This window comes from Pseudodesulfovibrio sp. 7M6 (assembly GCF_050058625.1).
Taxonomy (GTDB): Bacteria; Desulfobacterota; Desulfovibrionia; order Desulfovibrionales; family Desulfovibrionaceae; genus Pseudodesulfovibrio; species Pseudodesulfovibrio salinus.
This window is the reverse complement of the sequence record NZ_CP188816.1, coordinates 2,111,575-2,127,037: the sequence shown is the minus strand read 5'-3', so window position 1 is coordinate 2,127,037 and position 15,463 is coordinate 2,111,575. Positions and strand designations below refer to the sequence as shown.

Annotated in this window: 13 protein-coding genes and 1 tRNA gene; 8 read left to right on the top strand and 6 right to left on the bottom strand. The window is 58.7% G+C overall.

Annotation, left to right across the window (positions count from 1 at the left end; translation table 11 throughout):
• Positions 1–30: 30 nt before the first annotated feature.
• Genes ACI0FG_RS10200 through ACI0FG_RS10185 form a run of 4 tightly spaced genes read right to left on the bottom strand, consistent with a single transcriptional unit; the run spans position 31 to position 2,269 of the window.
• Positions 31–306 (bottom strand): hypothetical protein, encoded by a 276-nt coding sequence (locus ACI0FG_RS10200; protein WP_419784885.1) that lies wholly within the window; start codon positions 304–306, stop codon positions 31–33.
• 55 nt (positions 307–361) lie between these two features.
• Positions 362–532, bottom strand: a complete 171-nt coding sequence (locus ACI0FG_RS10195; protein ID WP_419784884.1) for a hypothetical protein — start codon at positions 530–532, stop codon at positions 362–364.
• A 41-nt stretch (positions 533–573) separates the two neighbouring features.
• Positions 574–2,013, bottom strand: a complete 1,440-nt coding sequence (locus ACI0FG_RS10190; RefSeq protein ID WP_419784883.1) for a putative sulfate exporter family transporter — start codon at positions 2,011–2,013, stop codon at positions 574–576.
• 58 nt (positions 2,014–2,071) lie between these two features.
• On the bottom strand, positions 2,072–2,269 hold the full coding sequence (locus tag ACI0FG_RS10185) for a hypothetical protein (RefSeq protein ID WP_419784882.1): 198 nt from the start codon (positions 2,267–2,269) through the stop codon (positions 2,072–2,074).
• A gap of 44 nt (positions 2,270–2,313) precedes the next feature.
• Between ACI0FG_RS10185 and ACI0FG_RS10180 the strand changes: the two genes are divergently transcribed.
• Both ACI0FG_RS10180 and ACI0FG_RS10175 read left to right on the top strand, forming a co-directional pair.
• Positions 2,314–4,701: a c-type heme family protein gene (locus ACI0FG_RS10180; RefSeq protein ID WP_419784881.1), complete on the top strand. Its 2,388-nt coding sequence runs from the start codon at positions 2,314–2,316 to the stop codon at positions 4,699–4,701.
• On the top strand, positions 4,698–6,086 hold the full coding sequence (locus ACI0FG_RS10175; protein ID WP_419784880.1) for a sigma-54-dependent transcriptional regulator: 1,389 nt from the start codon (positions 4,698–4,700) through the stop codon (positions 6,084–6,086). Before ACI0FG_RS10180 ends, ACI0FG_RS10175 begins: the two co-directional genes overlap by 4 nt.
• Before the next feature lie 90 nt (positions 6,087–6,176).
• Here the strand turns inward: ACI0FG_RS10175 and ACI0FG_RS10170 are convergent.
• Both ACI0FG_RS10170 and ACI0FG_RS10165 read right to left on the bottom strand, forming a co-directional pair.
• Positions 6,177–6,253, bottom strand: a tRNA-Arg gene (locus ACI0FG_RS10170).
• Between the two features lie 91 nt (positions 6,254–6,344).
• The gene (locus ACI0FG_RS10165; protein ID WP_419784879.1) at positions 6,345–7,229 is read right to left on the bottom strand and encodes a LysR family transcriptional regulator; all 885 of its coding nucleotides are present in this window, start codon (positions 7,227–7,229) and stop codon (positions 6,345–6,347) included.
• 95 nt (positions 7,230–7,324) lie between these two features.
• Between ACI0FG_RS10165 and ACI0FG_RS10160 the strand changes: the two genes are divergently transcribed.
• The 6 genes from ACI0FG_RS10160 (at position 7,325) to ACI0FG_RS10135 (ending at position 15,430) form a co-directional block, all read left to right on the top strand.
• On the top strand, positions 7,325–7,729 hold the full coding sequence (locus ACI0FG_RS10160) for a CidA/LrgA family protein (RefSeq protein ID WP_419784878.1): 405 nt from the start codon (positions 7,325–7,327) through the stop codon (positions 7,727–7,729).
• Entirely contained in the window at positions 7,719–8,405 is a 687-nt protein-coding gene (locus tag ACI0FG_RS10155) for an LrgB family protein (protein WP_419784877.1), read from the top strand. The genes ACI0FG_RS10160 and ACI0FG_RS10155 overlap by 11 nt, the downstream gene beginning before the upstream one ends.
• A 90-nt stretch (positions 8,406–8,495) precedes the next feature.
• The gene (locus ACI0FG_RS10150; protein ID WP_419784876.1) at positions 8,496–9,719 is read left to right on the top strand and encodes a bifunctional folylpolyglutamate synthase/dihydrofolate synthase; all 1,224 of its coding nucleotides are present in this window, start codon (positions 8,496–8,498) and stop codon (positions 9,717–9,719) included.
• 3 nt (positions 9,720–9,722) lie between these two features.
• Positions 9,723–11,129, top strand: coding sequence for an L-seryl-tRNA(Sec) selenium transferase (selA, locus tag ACI0FG_RS10145; protein WP_419784875.1), 1,407 nt, complete (start codon positions 9,723–9,725; stop codon positions 11,127–11,129).
• 4 nt (positions 11,130–11,133) lie between these two features.
• Positions 11,134–12,519 (top strand): aminopeptidase, encoded by a 1,386-nt coding sequence (locus ACI0FG_RS10140; RefSeq protein WP_419784874.1) that lies wholly within the window; start codon positions 11,134–11,136, stop codon positions 12,517–12,519.
• Between the two features lie 400 nt (positions 12,520–12,919).
• A complete protein-coding gene (locus ACI0FG_RS10135) occupies positions 12,920–15,430 on the top strand; it encodes a methyl-accepting chemotaxis protein (RefSeq protein WP_419784873.1) in 2,511 nt (836 codons plus the stop codon).
• Positions 15,431–15,463 lie beyond the last annotated feature (33 nt).

Below are 15,463 nucleotides of genomic sequence, written 5' to 3'. Positions count from 1 at the left end.
CTCGTTAGGGGTTGATTGGGGGGAGGTGAATTATTGCATGGCGCGTTTGAGAACGTAGGCCAGTTCGAATATGTCCTCGCCCACGCGCAGGCTTTCGGCTATGCCACGCGAGTAAATGAAGTCCGGCCCACGCATGTTCATGAAGATGTCGAGGTCTTGGAGAAACCTTTGGCCTGTTGAGCCTTCGGGCTTCTCGTCCCCCACTTGTTCGACAACAGCGTCTTCTATGCGTTTGCGCATGGGGTCGCGCATGTTTTCACGCAGTTGGCCGACCACCTTATTCATCAAAGTTTCGTATTGTTGCATATCGCTCTCCGTCTGGCGGGCGGGTGCGTCAGACGCATCCGCCCGCAGGTAAGCTCTAGGCACCGTGCGCGCCAGGGAAGAAGGCCTGGCTGACCAGGAAGAGTACCAGCAGGGATACGACCCCGATGATCAGGCTCCAGCGAATCAGCTTCAATTCAATGGGCTGCAATGGCTCATATTCCATTTTACCCATTTCTTCTGCAATGTTATGTTCTTCAGGCGTCATTTTGTGCTCCTATTTTGGCTAATGTGCAGTCAATCCATTTCCTAGACAACCGGCGGCGTTACGCCATGGAAGAACAGCCAGGAGATGAACAGGCCGATCCAGATGATGAATCCGCCGAGGCAGACGACGTAAACGGCTGCCAGCTTGCCGATGCCCTCGGCCCACAGCTTCTTGAAGTTCGACACAACGCCGATGGTGAAGAAGGTGAGTACGAAGAACAGGCCACGGAAGATGTGGGTTCCGGCGATGGTCGCCTTGCCCAGCGGGATCAGATCCGTGTTGGTCGCGCAGATGATTAACATGATCAGGAAGGTGCAGACGTAGCCGACCACGAAACGGGGGAACCGGTCCATGATCTCGCCCATCTTCATCTTGCGGCCGCACTTGTTGTCGATAAAGGTGCACCACACGGCTGCCAGGACAAAGGCCCAGATGCCGATAAACACATCAATGAAGATCTTGATGGTCGTGGTGGTCATGGTGATCCAGCCGGGCTGGTACTGAATGCCGGTATCGGCCAGGACCTTGGCGCGGATCAGTGCATCCGTGATGGCACCGGATGCGACGGCGCCACCGTCGGACTTGACGGCCAGGCCCATCCAGGCACCAGCCACCATGGGTTCGCCACTGAGCCACCACTGGGCCACGAAAGGCAGCACCAGCATCTCGATGCAGGTGAAGACAACGACCAGCGAGGACACCATGATCGGCACGATCGGCCGGGCACGGATGGAACCGCCGGTGGCGATGGCAGCGGAAACACCGCAGATGGAGATACCGGAGGCCAGGGGAGCGGCCCATTCTCTGCTGAACTTGAAGTACTTGCGGGACACATAGTAAACCAGTGCCCAGTAAATCAGGTACGCTTCGATGATGGCGCACAGACCTCGGAAGATGACCGCGGAGGCCAGGCCCATTGCGTCGACGGCCTTGACGCCGAGCTCGGCCCCCAGGATGACGATGGCGATCTTGATGTACATTTCCGGGCGGAGGGCTTCCTTCAGTTCCTCGGCGGTCTTCGGGAAGAAGTTACCGATGATGATGCCCACAACCAGTGCGACGATGAAGCCGGCCTCGCCGGTGAGTCCCATGGCCCAGTGCAGGCCGAATTTCTCCAGCTTGTCCGGGGTGGCGGCAATCACGGCGTAGTGACCAATGGCCCAGCAGATGATGCTCAGGAAGAACACCACGGTGAAAGATTTGATGAACTTGGGAACGTCACCGCCCAGAAACTTCACACCGAAGCTCAGGAATGCGGTGATGAACGCATAGGTAAGAAGAAGAGAGACAAATCCGGGAATGCTGCCGTAATCCGACGCAGCCGTTACCGAAAATATCTTCAAGGGGTTGGTCCAGACATTGGTCTTGACGCCCCATCCCAGCAAATCGACCCCGGCAAAACTGAACATGCCGAGGCAAAAGAGAATAAGCCCCATAATCAGAGCGAGCTTGTCCTCTGTCAGCCACCTTTTCTCAGCCATACAATCCTCCTCAAGATTTTCCGGTTCGCAGCGGTGAACCCGCGCCCCGGTTTGCGTGTCATAACCAGGTCAAGTCGGCTGCAGACGAGCCCGCCTGATCAATCGCGCCGTAAGCAAGATGGATTCCATTTGATGCTGAAAAATTAACATGCAGTAATAGTTTGATATTTTTTATTTGCGACATCGCTAAGTGCGTCCTGGCGGCTACACCCTGCGTTCTCAAGGATGCAGGTAAATGGGCGTACGTTGCATTCATGGAAACTCCTGCATATGCTCCGGCAAAACCGACAAGAGGTGAACATGCGCCTGTCCATGCCGCATAGTCTGCAAAGCAAATTTTTTACCGGTCTTTTCCTGCTTATGGCGGGCCTTGTGGCCTTTTATTCCGTGGGCCTGCACGTTCATCTGAATCGTCTTATGGAGGGCGAGGCGCGCGAAAAGGCGTCCCTCATCCTGGCCAGCGTGGAGGCCGTGCAGCGGTATGTGCGCGGCACCCTGCGCCCGGTCATGTATGAGAATCTGCTTCCCGATCATTTCGTGCTGGAGGCCATGAGCACCTCGTATGTAACCCGCGCGGTTATGAGCGACCCCAATCTCAAGCACGAGAATTTCGAATACCGCCGAGTGGCCGAGGGCGCCCGAAACCCACATTCCGAGGCAACTCCCCTTGAGCGGGAATTCATTGAGCGTTTCAAGGCTGATCCCAAACTCACGCATCTGGAGGAATTTCGGGACGTGAAGGGCGAGCGGAGCTTCGTTACCGTGTACGCCCAACGTTACGATTCTTCCTGTATGCACTGTCATGGCGAACCGTCCTCAGCCCCGAAAGAACTGATAGAGCGTTATGGGGTGACAAGGGGATTCGGCAAAAATATTGGCGAACTGGCCGGTATCGACATGGTTCGCATCAAGGTGGAGCGGGACGTGGGAGGCATCCGAGATGCCATTATCTCTTTTGCCATGCTCTTCGCCCTGGGCATCCTGGTCCAGTTCCTGGTGATCCAGGGATTCTTTTATCGGCTTGTGGTGCATAGCCTGCGGCGTGTCACAGCGTTTATGCATCGCCTGTTTCCGGGGGAGGCTCCCATGCACCCCAGGCCCGGCTTGCCGCCCGAAGACGAGATCGAGGACCTGCTCCATGGTCTGGAGACCTTTGCCGAACATCTGCGGCAGGCCCGTGTGGAGCTGAAGGAGTATGCCTCCACCCTGGAGGAGAAGGTGGCCGAACGTACCGTGGACCTGACGCGGTTGGCCGAGGACTGCCGTGCGGATGTGGCCTTGTTCGTTTCCCTGCTGGATAGTCTCAACAACAGCCAGACAAAGCATGATTTGGTTCGGCACGGCCTCAAGCTGATAGCCGAACGCTTCCAGGCCGCTCGTGCAGGGTACATCTGTATTCTTGCCGCAACGGATCTTTCCTCATGGCCTGAGGGAGGACGTCCTCCGAAACTGCCCGACGACTGGCATGAGCTGGTGGCCAAAGGAGAGCCGCGTCTGCAAAGCCGCGCATGGCATATCCCGGTGCAGACTTCCGGCACCAGCCGTGGACTTCTTGTTCTGGAGTGGGATCAGCCACAGGAAAGTTCCGGGCGGGTGATCGATCTGGCCCGGGCCATCGGCCAGCAGCTGGGCATTGCCATGGAGAACCTGGAGGCCCTGGACAGTCTGCTTTGTCAAAACGCCATGCTTTCTTCCATCTTCGAGGGCATTGCCGATCCGCTGTTGCTGCTGGATGAAAACGACTCTCTGCTTCTGGCCAATTCCACTGCCACCAATCTGGCCGACACGCTTGAAAATCCCGGCATGAGCACACTGCTGAAAAAGGTAATGACAGCCACCAACAATGCGCCGAGCGGGGAGTTCGAGCTGCCCGGAGGCCGGATCTTCGTGGCCCATCTGTATCCCATCCGGGAGACCAACGGGCGCCGCAATGTGGCCTCCCTGCATGAGGTGACCATGGAAAGGCGCATGGAAAGCCAGATGTTGCGCAACGAACGAATGGTTGCCGTGGGCCAGCTGGCTGCCGGTCTGGCGCATGAGATCAACAATCCGCTAGGCGTCATCCTGTGCTATGCCGAGCTGCTGGCCGCGTCCCAGAAGGGTGGGCAGGCCCAGGCGGACCTGGAGGTCATCATTCGTCACACCGAGAAGGCGCAGCGGGTGGTGCGCGACCTCCTTGATTTCAGTCGGCCCAGGCCTGCTTCGTCCGGTCCCAGCGATCTGTCGGCAGTGGCGGCCGCAACGGTGGAACTGCTTCAACCGCAGGCAAGGGAATGCCATGCCGAATTGAGCCTGGATGCTCAGTCGGACATCCCTAAAGTCCACGCCAGTGCCGATGCCCTGGAGCATATCATATCCAATCTGATCATAAATGCCCTGGATGCCGTGAGCGACCTTGAGGAAAAGCAAGGGCGAGCTGGAAGCATCCGGGTTGCCATTGCGGCCGATGAGAATGTCGCCCGCATTTCCGTGACCGACAACGGTTGCGGAATCCCGCCGGAGAATCTGGATCGCGTGTTCGATCCTTTCTTCACCACCAAGGAAATCGGGAAGGGTACAGGTCTTGGCTTGGCGCTGATCTATGGGTTGGTACACGATCTGAATGGAGAAATTGAAGTGAAAAATCAACGTGGCGGAGGTGCGCGGTTCAGTGTCAACCTGCCCCTGGAGAAGGAGGACATGCAATGAACCAACATCTGTTGCTGGTGGACGACGAACCGGATTTCATTCAGGGGTTGGCACGGCTTATTGCCGTTGGTTTTCCAGAGGTCGAAGTCACTTTGGCCGGAGGTGGGGAAGAGGCGCTTCGTATCCTTGAGACGACCGATGTGGACCTCATGATGACAGACCTGTGCATGCCTCGGGTGGATGGGCAGGAGTTGCTGCACCGGGCTTTGGAAAACGATCCGGGACTGACGGTCATTCTGCTCACCGGGTACGGCAGTGTCGAGGGGGCCGTGGCGGCGCTCAAGAGCGGGGCCTATGACTTTCTGACCAAACCGGTCAAGCGGGAGGAACTGCTGCGTTCGGTCCGCAAGGGGTTGGAGCGGGGGCGTTTGCTGCACGAAAACAGAACCTTGCGGAATTTGGCCCGCCGCTGCGGTGGCGGTGATCTGCTGGTGGGAGAGGCCCCGGCCATGCGCAGGCTCCGGGAGTCCATCGCCGCCGTGGCCGCATCGGAATACACGGTGCTCATCAATGGCGAATCAGGCACCGGCAAGGAACTGGTTGCTTCGCAGATTCATTCCCTGAGCAACCGGGCCAAGGGGCCGTTCGTCACTGTGAACTGCCCGGCCATTCCCGAGCCGCTTCTGGAAAGCGAGCTGTTCGGCCACGTAAAGGGAGCCTTCACCGGGGCGGAAAAGTCGCGTCAGGGACTTTTTGTGGCCGCTCGGGGCGGCACACTCCTGCTGGATGAAATTGGCGATATCTCCATGGCGGTCCAGACCAAACTGTTGCGCGTGTTGCAGGACCGCGAAGTCCGTCCCGTGGGCGCTAACTCCGCCACCAAGGTGGATGTGCGTATCCTGGCGAGTACCAATCAGGACCTGGAAAAGCTCATCGGTGAAGGACGGTTCCGCGAAGACCTTTATTACCGGTTGAATGTACTGACCGTGAACACCAGTCCCTTGCGCGAGTACCGGGACGACATCCCCCGTCTGGCCATGCATTTCCTGAATCAGACCTGTGAGGAGATGGGGCTGGAACCCAAAGTCCTCAGTCCGGAAGTCGTCGCCAGCCTGTGTGACCATCCCTGGCCGGGAAACGTGCGCGAGCTACAGAACGCCGTCCGTCGTCTGACGGTCTTTTGCCCAGGCCGACAGGTGGAGATGGTCCATCTGCGTCTGGCCGAGGGGAAACTGCGTCCGGATGACGATACCGCCGGGGAGGATAATCCTCTCGGCCCTTACAAGGAGGCCAAGGCCCGCGTGCTTGACGAATTCACCCGGAATTATGTGGAGCGCATTCTGGATCAAACCGGCGGCAACATCTCCGAAGCGGCCCGCCTGGCCGGACTGGAGCGGGTCAGCCTGCAGAAGATTATCAAGCGGAACGGCAATGGTTCGCATTAGTCGGGGGCGTGGACAAAACACCGGCTTGGCAATGTGATTTGTCGAAGAAAAAGGGCATCAATCTTTGGATTGATGCCCTTTATTTTCTCGTGGTGCGCCAGGAAGGATTCGAACCCTCGGCCGATGGCTTAGAAGGCCATTGCTCTATCCACCTGAGCTACTGGCGCACTGGGCTTCCTGATAATCGACGAAACGCGCGCAGGTCAAGGAAATCATGGAGGGTCAGGCTGATTCGGCCCAAATCGTCCGGCAAACCCCTTATCCGGTCGGGAATCGCTGGCTTGTCAGGGCCAGCCAGGCGCGGGCTGCGGGGGAGAGCCGGGCATCCTTGCGCCAGATCAGCGCGGCGGGCCAGCGCAGATCATGCTCGTCGATGCGCACGGCCTTGAGCGGCGCGATTTGGCGGCCCTCAACCATGACGTGCGGCAGCAGGGGGACGCCCATCCCGGCGGACGCAAGGGCGATGATGAAGTCCATCTGGTTACTCCGCGCCGATACGTTTGGGGTAAAACCCTGCCGTTTGCAAGCTTCCTCTATGCGCGGGGTGAGGACGAACCCATCCCGGAAAAGAATGAACGGGGTCTCCTTAAGTTCGAGGAGCCGGATTTGTTTGCGATGGCATAGCGGGTGGTCGGGCCAGAGCAGGACCATGAGCGGATCGTCGCAGACCGCCTGCCACTCGAAGGTGTCGGCAACGGGCAGGAGCGAGACAGCCAGTTCCACCTCACCGGCCAGCACCGCCTGTTCCAGCTGGGCGCTTCCCTGTTCCAACAGCTCGATTTCCACGCCAGGATACTGGATTCTGAAGGTGGCGAAGAGCGGGGCGAAAAGTTTGGCGCTGCCCAGGAGGGGGAGTCCCAGGCGCAGTTTGCCGGTGAACAGCCCCTTGAGTTCAGCCATTTCCGCCTTCAGGTGCTCAGCCTCAGCCAGAATGACCTTGGCCCTGGCGTAGGCGATTTCTCCGGCGTCGGTCAGCTTGGCTCCGTCACTGGAGCGAATGAAGAGCGCTTCTCCAAGCTCCTCCTCCAGTTGCCGTACCGCCTTGCTCACCGTCGGCTGTGTGGTGAAAAGCACCTTGGCCGCCTGCGAGAATCCTCCAAGCCGGGCCACCTCCACCATTGTTCTCAAGTTGCGAAGTTCCACATATATTCCTTTTTGGAATGGATGACATTCTAACAATTCATTTCACAACTACCCGGAGAATGCTTAGTTGGCAAGTCGAAGGAGGCAGTATTGCCATGAACAGTAAAGTTGCCCTCGCCCGTGTATCCTTTGGGCGGGGAATGAGAACGGTTTTTCAGTTGGGATTTTTCATCGGCCTGTGGTGGGGGTGCGAGTCACTCTCCAGGGTCTGCCATCTAGGTATCCCAGGCGGTATTCTGGGGTTGTTGATTTTGTCCGGGTTGCTTTTGTCCGGATGGTTGCCCGTGAGCTGGATTTCCAGCGGAGCCGGTGTGCTGCTGGACAACCTGTTGCTCTTTTTCATCCCCGCGACCATGGCCGTGCTCAAACATCCCGAATTCTTGGGGTGGGTCGGCCTCAAAGTCCTGGCCGTTGTCGTACTGGGCGTGTTTCTGGTCATGACGGGTACGGCCGTGGCGGTCGACTGGCATCTTTCGCGGAGGACGCGCCGTGTCCACTAACGTTTCCGCGCTGTTCTGGATTGCTGCCACCTGCGCCCTGTTTTATCTCAGCCGGGTGACGCACCGCCGCATGGGTGCCTGGTGGAGTTCGCCCCTGCTGATGACCGGGGTGACCTGTGTGGGGCTGGTGCTGATCCTGCACGCCAGCTACGGCGACTACATGCGGGGCGGGCACTGGCTGCTCATGCTGCTGGGACCAGCCACCGTGGCCTTTGCCCTGCCCATATACGAGCATCGGGCGCTGATGCGCCGCCATTGGCCGACGCTGATCTTCGGATTGCTCTGCGGCAGCCTGCTGGCCTTTGGCGGTACATGGCTGGTCTCCGGTTGGTTGGGATTGTCCGACGGGCTTCGGCTGTCGATCCTGCCCCGGTCTTTTACCACGCCCTTTGCCATGGCCTTTGCTACGGACGTTGGGGGCTCGCCGGATCTCGCGGCGGTATGTGTCATTTTGACCGGCGTGCTGGGAGCCTCCATCGGTGGTTTTCTGCTGCGAGTGCTGCCCCTGCGGTCTTCGTTCGCCCGCGGCATGATGTTCGGCATGGGCGCGCATGGGGCCGGGGTTGCCAGAGCGCGCGAAGTGGGAGCCGAGGAAGAGGCCGTGGCCGGTCTGGTCATGGTCCTGGCCGGAGTAACCTGCTCTCTTTTGGGGCTGGCCTTGTCTTTTCTCAGATAAAATGTCGGGTAGATTTTAGGGACCGTGCCAAAACGACGGGTGGTCGCTTGGGGCTTCCCCACGGTCCCGCTTCCTGCTAGATTCCTCCGCATGAATCATATCGCTGACTATGCCGAGCTTTCATCCTATATGGATAAGCTTGGCCTTTTTCATATGGATTTGTCTCTGGGGCGCATGGAGGCCTTCTGGGCACGGCGAACCATGCCGAAAATGCCGATCATTCACGTGGTCGGTACCAACGGGAAAGGGTCCACTGCGGCCTTCGTTTGTTCCCTGGCCCGGGCGCACGGACGCAAGACGGGATTGTTTACCTCGCCCCATTTCGTCTCGCCAAGGGAGCGGGTGCAGGTCAACCGGGCCATGCTTTCCGAAGAGATGTGGGTCGAGCTGGCCAACGACATCCTCTCCAGTCCCGAAGGCGAGGCCCTGACCTATTTCGAATTCCAGACCTGTCTGGCCATGCTCGCCTTTGAGCGCGAGAATGTGGACCTTGCCGTCATGGAGGCCGGATTGGGCGGACGGTGGGACGCGACCAACGTCTTTGCCCCTTACATGACCTTGTTCACGCCCATCGGCCTGGACCATGAGGCCATTCTGGGACCGACTATCCACGCTATCGCCACCGACAAGGCCGGAGCCATACATCCGGGCGGAGTGGTCATCACCGGAGTCCAGGTGCCCGAGGCCATGATCCCGTTGCAGGACAGGTCGGCTTTGGTGCACGCCAGGTTCGTCCATGCCGTTGATGTGGCGGATACCGTCTATGGTGTGAAATTGGGGTTGCCCGGGATTCATCAGACGGCCAATGCCCGGCTCGCTCTGGCCGGATGGCGCTGGTTTGCGGCGGAGCACGGCCTGAAGAGCGAAGTGGAGCTGGAGCGTTTCGGTCTGGAATATGTTTTTCTGCCCGGCCGGATGCAGCATATCGAGCTGAACGGGCAGGAGATGATCCTGGACGGCGCGCATAACGTTCCGGCCCTGGAAGCTCTGAATGCCGCTTTGGACGGAGCGGACATCAAACCGGGATCGATGATTTTTTCCTGCCTGCGAGACAAGAATATCACGGCCATGCTGCCGCTGGTGCGCACGCTGACCGATGGTCCTGTTTTTGTGCCGCCCCTGCATAACGAGCGGGCCGGTGACAACCTTTCCCTGGCGGAAAGGATCGGCCCCGCCGCCCGGCCGGTCGATTCCCTGGCCGAGGCCCTGGACGCCAGCGGGCAAGGTGCCGGGCCGGTGCTGATGTGCGGTTCCTTGTATTTGCTGGCCGAGTTCTATACCTTGCACGGTGAATATCTGACCCCGAAGGGATAGCCGATGAGCAAACTTTTTCGCTTGTTGCCGTCCATGGATCACATCCTGGACGGACTGACAGAGGATGCCGCTCTTGCCGGATTGCCGCGTCCGCTGGTCAAGGAACACGCTGCCGCGTTTCTGGATCTGTGCCGCGAAGAGATCAAGTCCGGCGCCATTACCGAAGAATCACAACTGGGGCTGGACGTGCTTTTGCCGCGCCTTGCCGCCTATGTCCGTTCCCATTCCAGGCCGCATTTCCGCCGGGTGCTCAATGCCACCGGCGTGGTTGTACATACGAATCTCGGCCGCTCCCTGCTCTCCAAACCGGCCATTGCCGCAGTGACAGAGGCGTGCGCCCATTATTCGAACTGCGAGTTCGATCTCTCCACGGGCAAGCGGGGCAGCCGATACTCCCACGTCGAGCAGATATTGTGCGACATCACCGGTGCGGAATCGGCCCTGGTGGTCAACAACAACGCCGCCGCCGTGTTTATCATGCTCGAAACCCTGGCCAAGGGGCGTGAGGTCATTGTCTCGCGCGGTCAACTGGTCGAGATCGGTGGATCATTCCGTATCCCGGACGTCATGGTCAAGTCCGGAGCCACGCTAAGGGAGGTCGGTGCCACCAACCGGACGCATATCCACGACTACGAAAACGCCATTGGCGACGAGACCGCAGCTCTCATGCGGGTACATACCTCGAATTTCCGCGTGGTCGGATTCACCAAGGAAGTGACGCTGGCCGAGATGCGCGCGCTGGGCGACAGGTACGGCCTGCCGGTCATCGAGGACCTGGGCAGCGGCACGCTCTACGCCCTGGCGGGCGAAGGGCTGCTGGGCGAACCCACGGTGCAGCAGGTGGTGGCGCAGGGCGCGGATGTGGTGTCTTTCTCCGGCGACAAGGTCCTGGGCGGTCCGCAGGCGGGCATCATTGTCGGCAAAAAGGAATTTATCGACCGCATCAAGAAGAATCCCCTCAACCGCGCCATGCGCATCGACAAGATGACGCTGGCCGCACTTGAGGCCACGCTGCGTCTTTATACGGATATGGACCTCGCCCGGCGTACCGTGCCGACCCTGCGCATGATTACCGCCTCCCGCGAATCCCTCAAGAGCAAGGCGCGTCGGCTTGCCGATGCGGTCCGTGCCTCCCTGGGGGATCTGGCGGAGGCGGGGCTGCGACAGGGCAGCTCCCGCGTGGGCGGCGGCGCTTTTCCCGAATACGACCTGCCCGGCACGTTGGTTTACGTGCGGGTGGATGGCATCCCGGCCGATGATCTCCGTCGGGCTTTGCTGGATACTGATCCGCCCTTGGTGGCGCGCATTGAGGACGATGTATTTCTCCTTGATCCGCGCACCTTGGGGAATACCGAGATCTCCCTTGCGGCCGATGCGTTGCGTCAGGCCGTCGAAGCACTGAAGGAATAGCAATATGAGCAAGAAAAAGGATCTGGAGTACGAGCCGAAATCGGCTTGGGAAGTTTATTCCTCCAAGAAGGACGTCAAGGCCATGGACGAAATGGCCGCTCGCTATGTCGAATTCCTGAGCGGTTGCAAGACTGAACGGCTGGTCATGGACCATGTGCGCGAAAAGGTCGCTGCCGCCGGTTTCGTCGATGATTTTTCCAAACCGCAGGTCATGCGTTTCAACCGCAACAAGACCTGTTTCCTGGCGCGCAAGGGCAAGCGTCCGCTGAGTGACGGTTTCCGTCTTGTGGGTGCCCATGCAGATTGTCCGCGCCTGGACCTCAAGCAGCGCCCGCTCTACGAGGATACGGATATCTGTCTGGCCAAGACCCACTACTACGGCGGCATCCGCAAATATCAATGGCTGACCATTCCTCTGGCCCTGCACGGAACCGTCTGCCTCAAGTCCGGCGAGGAGGTGACCGTCTGCATCGGCGAATCCACGAACGACCCCGTTCTGACCATCACCGATCTGCTGCCGCATCTGGCCTACAAGGAAGTGGTCAAGAAGGTGGAAGACGCCTTTGAGGCCGAGAAACTGAATCTGGTCCTGGGCCAGTCTCCGGCCGATCCAGAAGCCAAGGGGGACGACAAGCCCAAGGAGCCGGTAAAGCGGCACATCCTGGAGATTCTCAACAAAAGGTACGGACTGGAGGAGGCGGATTTTCTGTCTGCCGAGATGCAGGCCGTCCCGGCCGGTCCCGCCCGCTACGTCGGACTCGACCAGTCGCTCATCGGCGGCTACGGCCACGATGACCGTTCCAGCGTGTTTTGCGCCCTGGAGGCGTTTCTGGCCGAGCCGGAACCGGAATATTGCCAGGTCGTGCTATTCTGGGACAAGGAGGAGATTGGAAGCGAGGGCGCTACCGGTGCCAAGTCTCTGTTCTTCGAGTACTGCATGGAGGAGCTGGTGGAGGCCTGGGAGCCGTCTGCAAAGCTTTCCCGTGTGCTGATGGGCGGTTCGGCCCTGTCGGCGGATGTCTCGGCCGGTATCGATCCGGATTTCAAGGACGTCTACGAGCCGCTCAACTCCGCCCGGCTCGGCTATGGTCCCTGCTTCAACAAATTCACCGGCCACCGGGGCAAGGTGGGCGCCAATGACGCGCATCCCGATTTCATCGGCTGGCTGCGCCGCATCTTCGACGAAGCCGGGGTTCCCTGGCACATGTCCGAGCTGGGCAAGGTGGACGTTGGAGGCGGCGGCACCGTAGCCAAGTTTCTTGCCGTGTACGGCATGGACGTCATCGACGTCGGTGTGCCGGTGCTTTCCATGCATTCCCCCTTCGAGCTGGCGAGCAAGGTGGATATCTACGCCACAACGCGAGCGTTTCGTGAATTCCTGAAAAACTAATCGGAATATTTTCCAAAATCAGCAAAGCCTCCGGTCTCTTCATCCGGAGGCTTTTTTTGTTTGTATTTGTCGGAGCTATGGCCAGTGCAACGAGCACTGGCGGAGCGTAGGTACCGTTGGAATGATTTGCTTTTGACTATGTATAGCTTGTATTATGTCTTTTTCACATGGGAAAATGTTGGAACCGATTTGGGTGCCTTTGGGGGATCTTTTTTTATGTTAAAAATATCACAATTATATGTGGATTGACTTAGTCAGGGCATCGTGTTCCTAAACCATTGGAGTGGATTCTTGGTTCCGGCGAAGGCTTGGGTCTATCGCCGGATGGACGGGGCCTTTGGGGCCAACGATGAGGAACTGGCTATCCTTGATGCTGGTGAGAGATTCTGTGAGGTTTGAAATGAGTATTAAATACAAGATGTTAATCCCTATTATTCCATTGGTTCTGATCTTTGGACTGGGGGGATATTTTCTACTGGTTGGTCAGTTCGATGAGCTGAGATATTCGTTTGCCGAGATGCTGGTGGGCAATGTGGCCAAGAACATTGAGGCGGACACTCGGGACGCTTCGGTACGGGCCCTGGAAGAGGCCGCCGTGTTCAGCCGGATGCCGGAAGTCGTGGCCGCCTTTGAGGTCGCCCGCACCGGCAACATGGACGACGAGGCCGACCCGGCCGCACAGCAGGCGCGCGATCAGCTTCGTCAGTCCCTGGCGGCAGTGCTGGCTGGCTATCAAGGCGTTGTTGGCGAAAAGCTCCAGCTGCATTTCCATCTGCCCAATGGACGTAGCCTTGTGCGCATGTGGCGTGACAAGCAGGCAAAGCGGGGCGGCAAGTGGGTGGATATCTCCGACGACCTTTCCGGTTTTCGGCAGACGGTGCTCGACGTCAACCGTGACGGCCAGCCCCGGCAGGGCATAGAACCCGGACGCGGCGGTTTTGCCATACGCGGCCTTGCTCCTGTGCTGGATGCTTCCGGGAGCCGGATAGGTTCCGTGGAAGTGCTCAAGAGTTATGGCGATGTCTTGAAACCGCTGGAAAAGGAAAAGGGTCTTTTCTTTACATTATTTATGGATGCCGGTTTGTTGCAGACAACAACCAAGTTGCAGGACCCCAAAAAATATCCGGTACTGAACAATGCGTTTGTCCGGGTCGTGGGCAAGAAAAATAAGATTCTGGACACGGCGATTGCGGTTGATGATTTGCACCACGGGCTCAAGGAGAGTTTCTTCTCTCTGCATGGAGACTATGCCATCTCGTTTTCCCCGGTGCAGGACTATCAGGGAAAGCCTATCGGCGTCCTTGCACTGGCTCAGGATATTTCTCGGCAAAACCGGATATTGGATGGTGTGACCGTGCTCGTCGTCGGTATATTTGCCGTTGCGGTCATCATTCCCCTTCTTGCCATCATCGGCCTGTTGCCGTTGGTTGTCGGGCGCCCGCTGGCCCGCATCGGCCGGTTTGCGGATCAGGTGGCCAAAGGAGATCTGACCGAGTTCAAGGGTAAGGTCCCCAATGATGAGATCGGGGCTATCCAGCGCTCCGTGGCTCGAATTCCGGCGAACCTTGCCGGTCTCATCGGCAATTGCGAGGAAATATCGGGAGAAGTGCGCCGGGGGCGGCTTACCGCCCGAGGGGATGAAAGCAAGTATGAGGGAGCCTTTGCCCATCTCGTGCGTAGCATGAACACTCTGGCCGATACGTTTGTGGAAACCTTTGAGGTATTGCCTTTTCCGGTGTTCACCATTGATCCGTCTCATACCCTGCTTTATGCGAACGCGAAAACCCAAGAGGCCGCCGGAACCAAGCGTTCGCTGGTTGGACGCAAATGCAGTGAGGTCTTCAATACGGCCATGTGCGGAACGAAAAATTGCGTTTGCACCAGGGCCATAGAATCGGTGCAGAGTTCCACTTGTTCTTCCCACGCCGGGCTGGAGTGTGGGGAAAGGGATATCCGGAGTTACGCCATTCCCCTTGCCGTGAAAAACGGCAAGGCCGGTGGTGCGCTTGAGGTCGTGATGGACGAAACGGATATTCTCGGTACGCAGAAAAGAATTGTGGAAGCTGCCGAGAAGGCGCGCAATCTCTCGTTGCGCATGGCGGCAGCTACAGGTCAGCTTTCCGGCCGTGTGGACGAAGCCATGAACGGTGCCAGGGAGCAGGCCGCACGGGCCACGGAGACAGCCACGTCCATGGAGGAAATGAATGCCGCTGTGGGCGAAGTGGCGCGAAACGTCAATCATGCCGCAGAGAATGCTGAGCAGACCGAGCGTCAGGCCCGTGAGGGGCATGATGCCGTCAATCGGGTCACCACCGCCATCAATGAGGTGCGGTCCATGGCCTCACTTCTCAAGGAGAATATGAATGGGCTGGGCTCCCAGGCCGAGGATATTGGCCGGGTCATGACCGTGATTACGGACATTGCGGACCAGACTAACCTGTTGGCGCTCAATGCGGCCATTGAAGCGGCTAGGGCCGGAGAGGCCGGGCGCGGTTTTGCCGTGGTTGCCGACGAAGTGCGGAAGCTGGCCGAAAAAACCATGACCGCCACCACTGAGGTGGGTAATTCCATTGGGGCCATTCAAAACAACACCCGGCAGAATATGAAGGAGACGGACAAGGTGGCCGAAGTGGTTGAGCAGTGCTCATCCCTGGCTGATAACGCGGGCGAGTCCCTTGAGGATATCGTTTCCCTGTCCAAGAATGCGTTCGATCAGATTCAGGAAATCGCTTCGGCCACGGAGGAGCAGTCCGCCACCAGTGATCATATCACCCAGGCCACGGACGAAATGCATCGCATCTCGCAGGACACCCGCGACGCTATGGTCGAATCCGCGCAGGCCTGTGCGGAACTGTCGGATATCGTAACAGAACTCAACAAGCTTATCGAAGGGCTGGGGGCGACGCATTAGCGCTGTTCCTCCCTGCGTTCAAACCATGGCCCC

Excerpts from the sequence above, each read along its gene's own strand:
- ACI0FG_RS10190 (WP_419784883.1), bottom strand. The coding sequence starts at position 2,013 with ATGGCTGAGAAAAGGTGGCTGACAGAGGACAAGCTCGCTCTGATTATG.
- ACI0FG_RS10160 (WP_419784878.1), top strand. The coding sequence starts at position 7,325 with ATGAACAGTAAAGTTGCCCTCGCCCGTGTATCCTTTGGGCGGGGAATG.
- ACI0FG_RS10195 (WP_419784884.1), bottom strand. The coding sequence starts at position 532 with ATGACGCCTGAAGAACATAACATTGCAGAAGAAATGGGTAAAATGGAA.
- ACI0FG_RS10140 (WP_419784874.1), top strand. The coding sequence starts at position 11,134 with ATGAGCAAGAAAAAGGATCTGGAGTACGAGCCGAAATCGGCTTGGGAA.
- ACI0FG_RS10180 (WP_419784881.1), top strand. The coding sequence starts at position 2,314 with ATGCGCCTGTCCATGCCGCATAGTCTGCAAAGCAAATTTTTTACCGGT.
- ACI0FG_RS10175 (WP_419784880.1), top strand. The coding sequence starts at position 4,698 with ATGAACCAACATCTGTTGCTGGTGGACGACGAACCGGATTTCATTCAG.
- selA (WP_419784875.1), top strand. The coding sequence starts at position 9,723 with ATGAGCAAACTTTTTCGCTTGTTGCCGTCCATGGATCACATCCTGGAC.
- ACI0FG_RS10185 (WP_419784882.1), bottom strand. The coding sequence starts at position 2,269 with ATGAATGCAACGTACGCCCATTTACCTGCATCCTTGAGAACGCAGGGT.
- ACI0FG_RS10150 (WP_419784876.1), top strand. The coding sequence starts at position 8,496 with ATGAATCATATCGCTGACTATGCCGAGCTTTCATCCTATATGGATAAG.
- ACI0FG_RS10135 (WP_419784873.1), top strand. The coding sequence starts at position 12,920 with ATGAGTATTAAATACAAGATGTTAATCCCTATTATTCCATTGGTTCTG.
- ACI0FG_RS10200 (WP_419784885.1), bottom strand. The coding sequence starts at position 306 with ATGCAACAATACGAAACTTTGATGAATAAGGTGGTCGGCCAACTGCGT.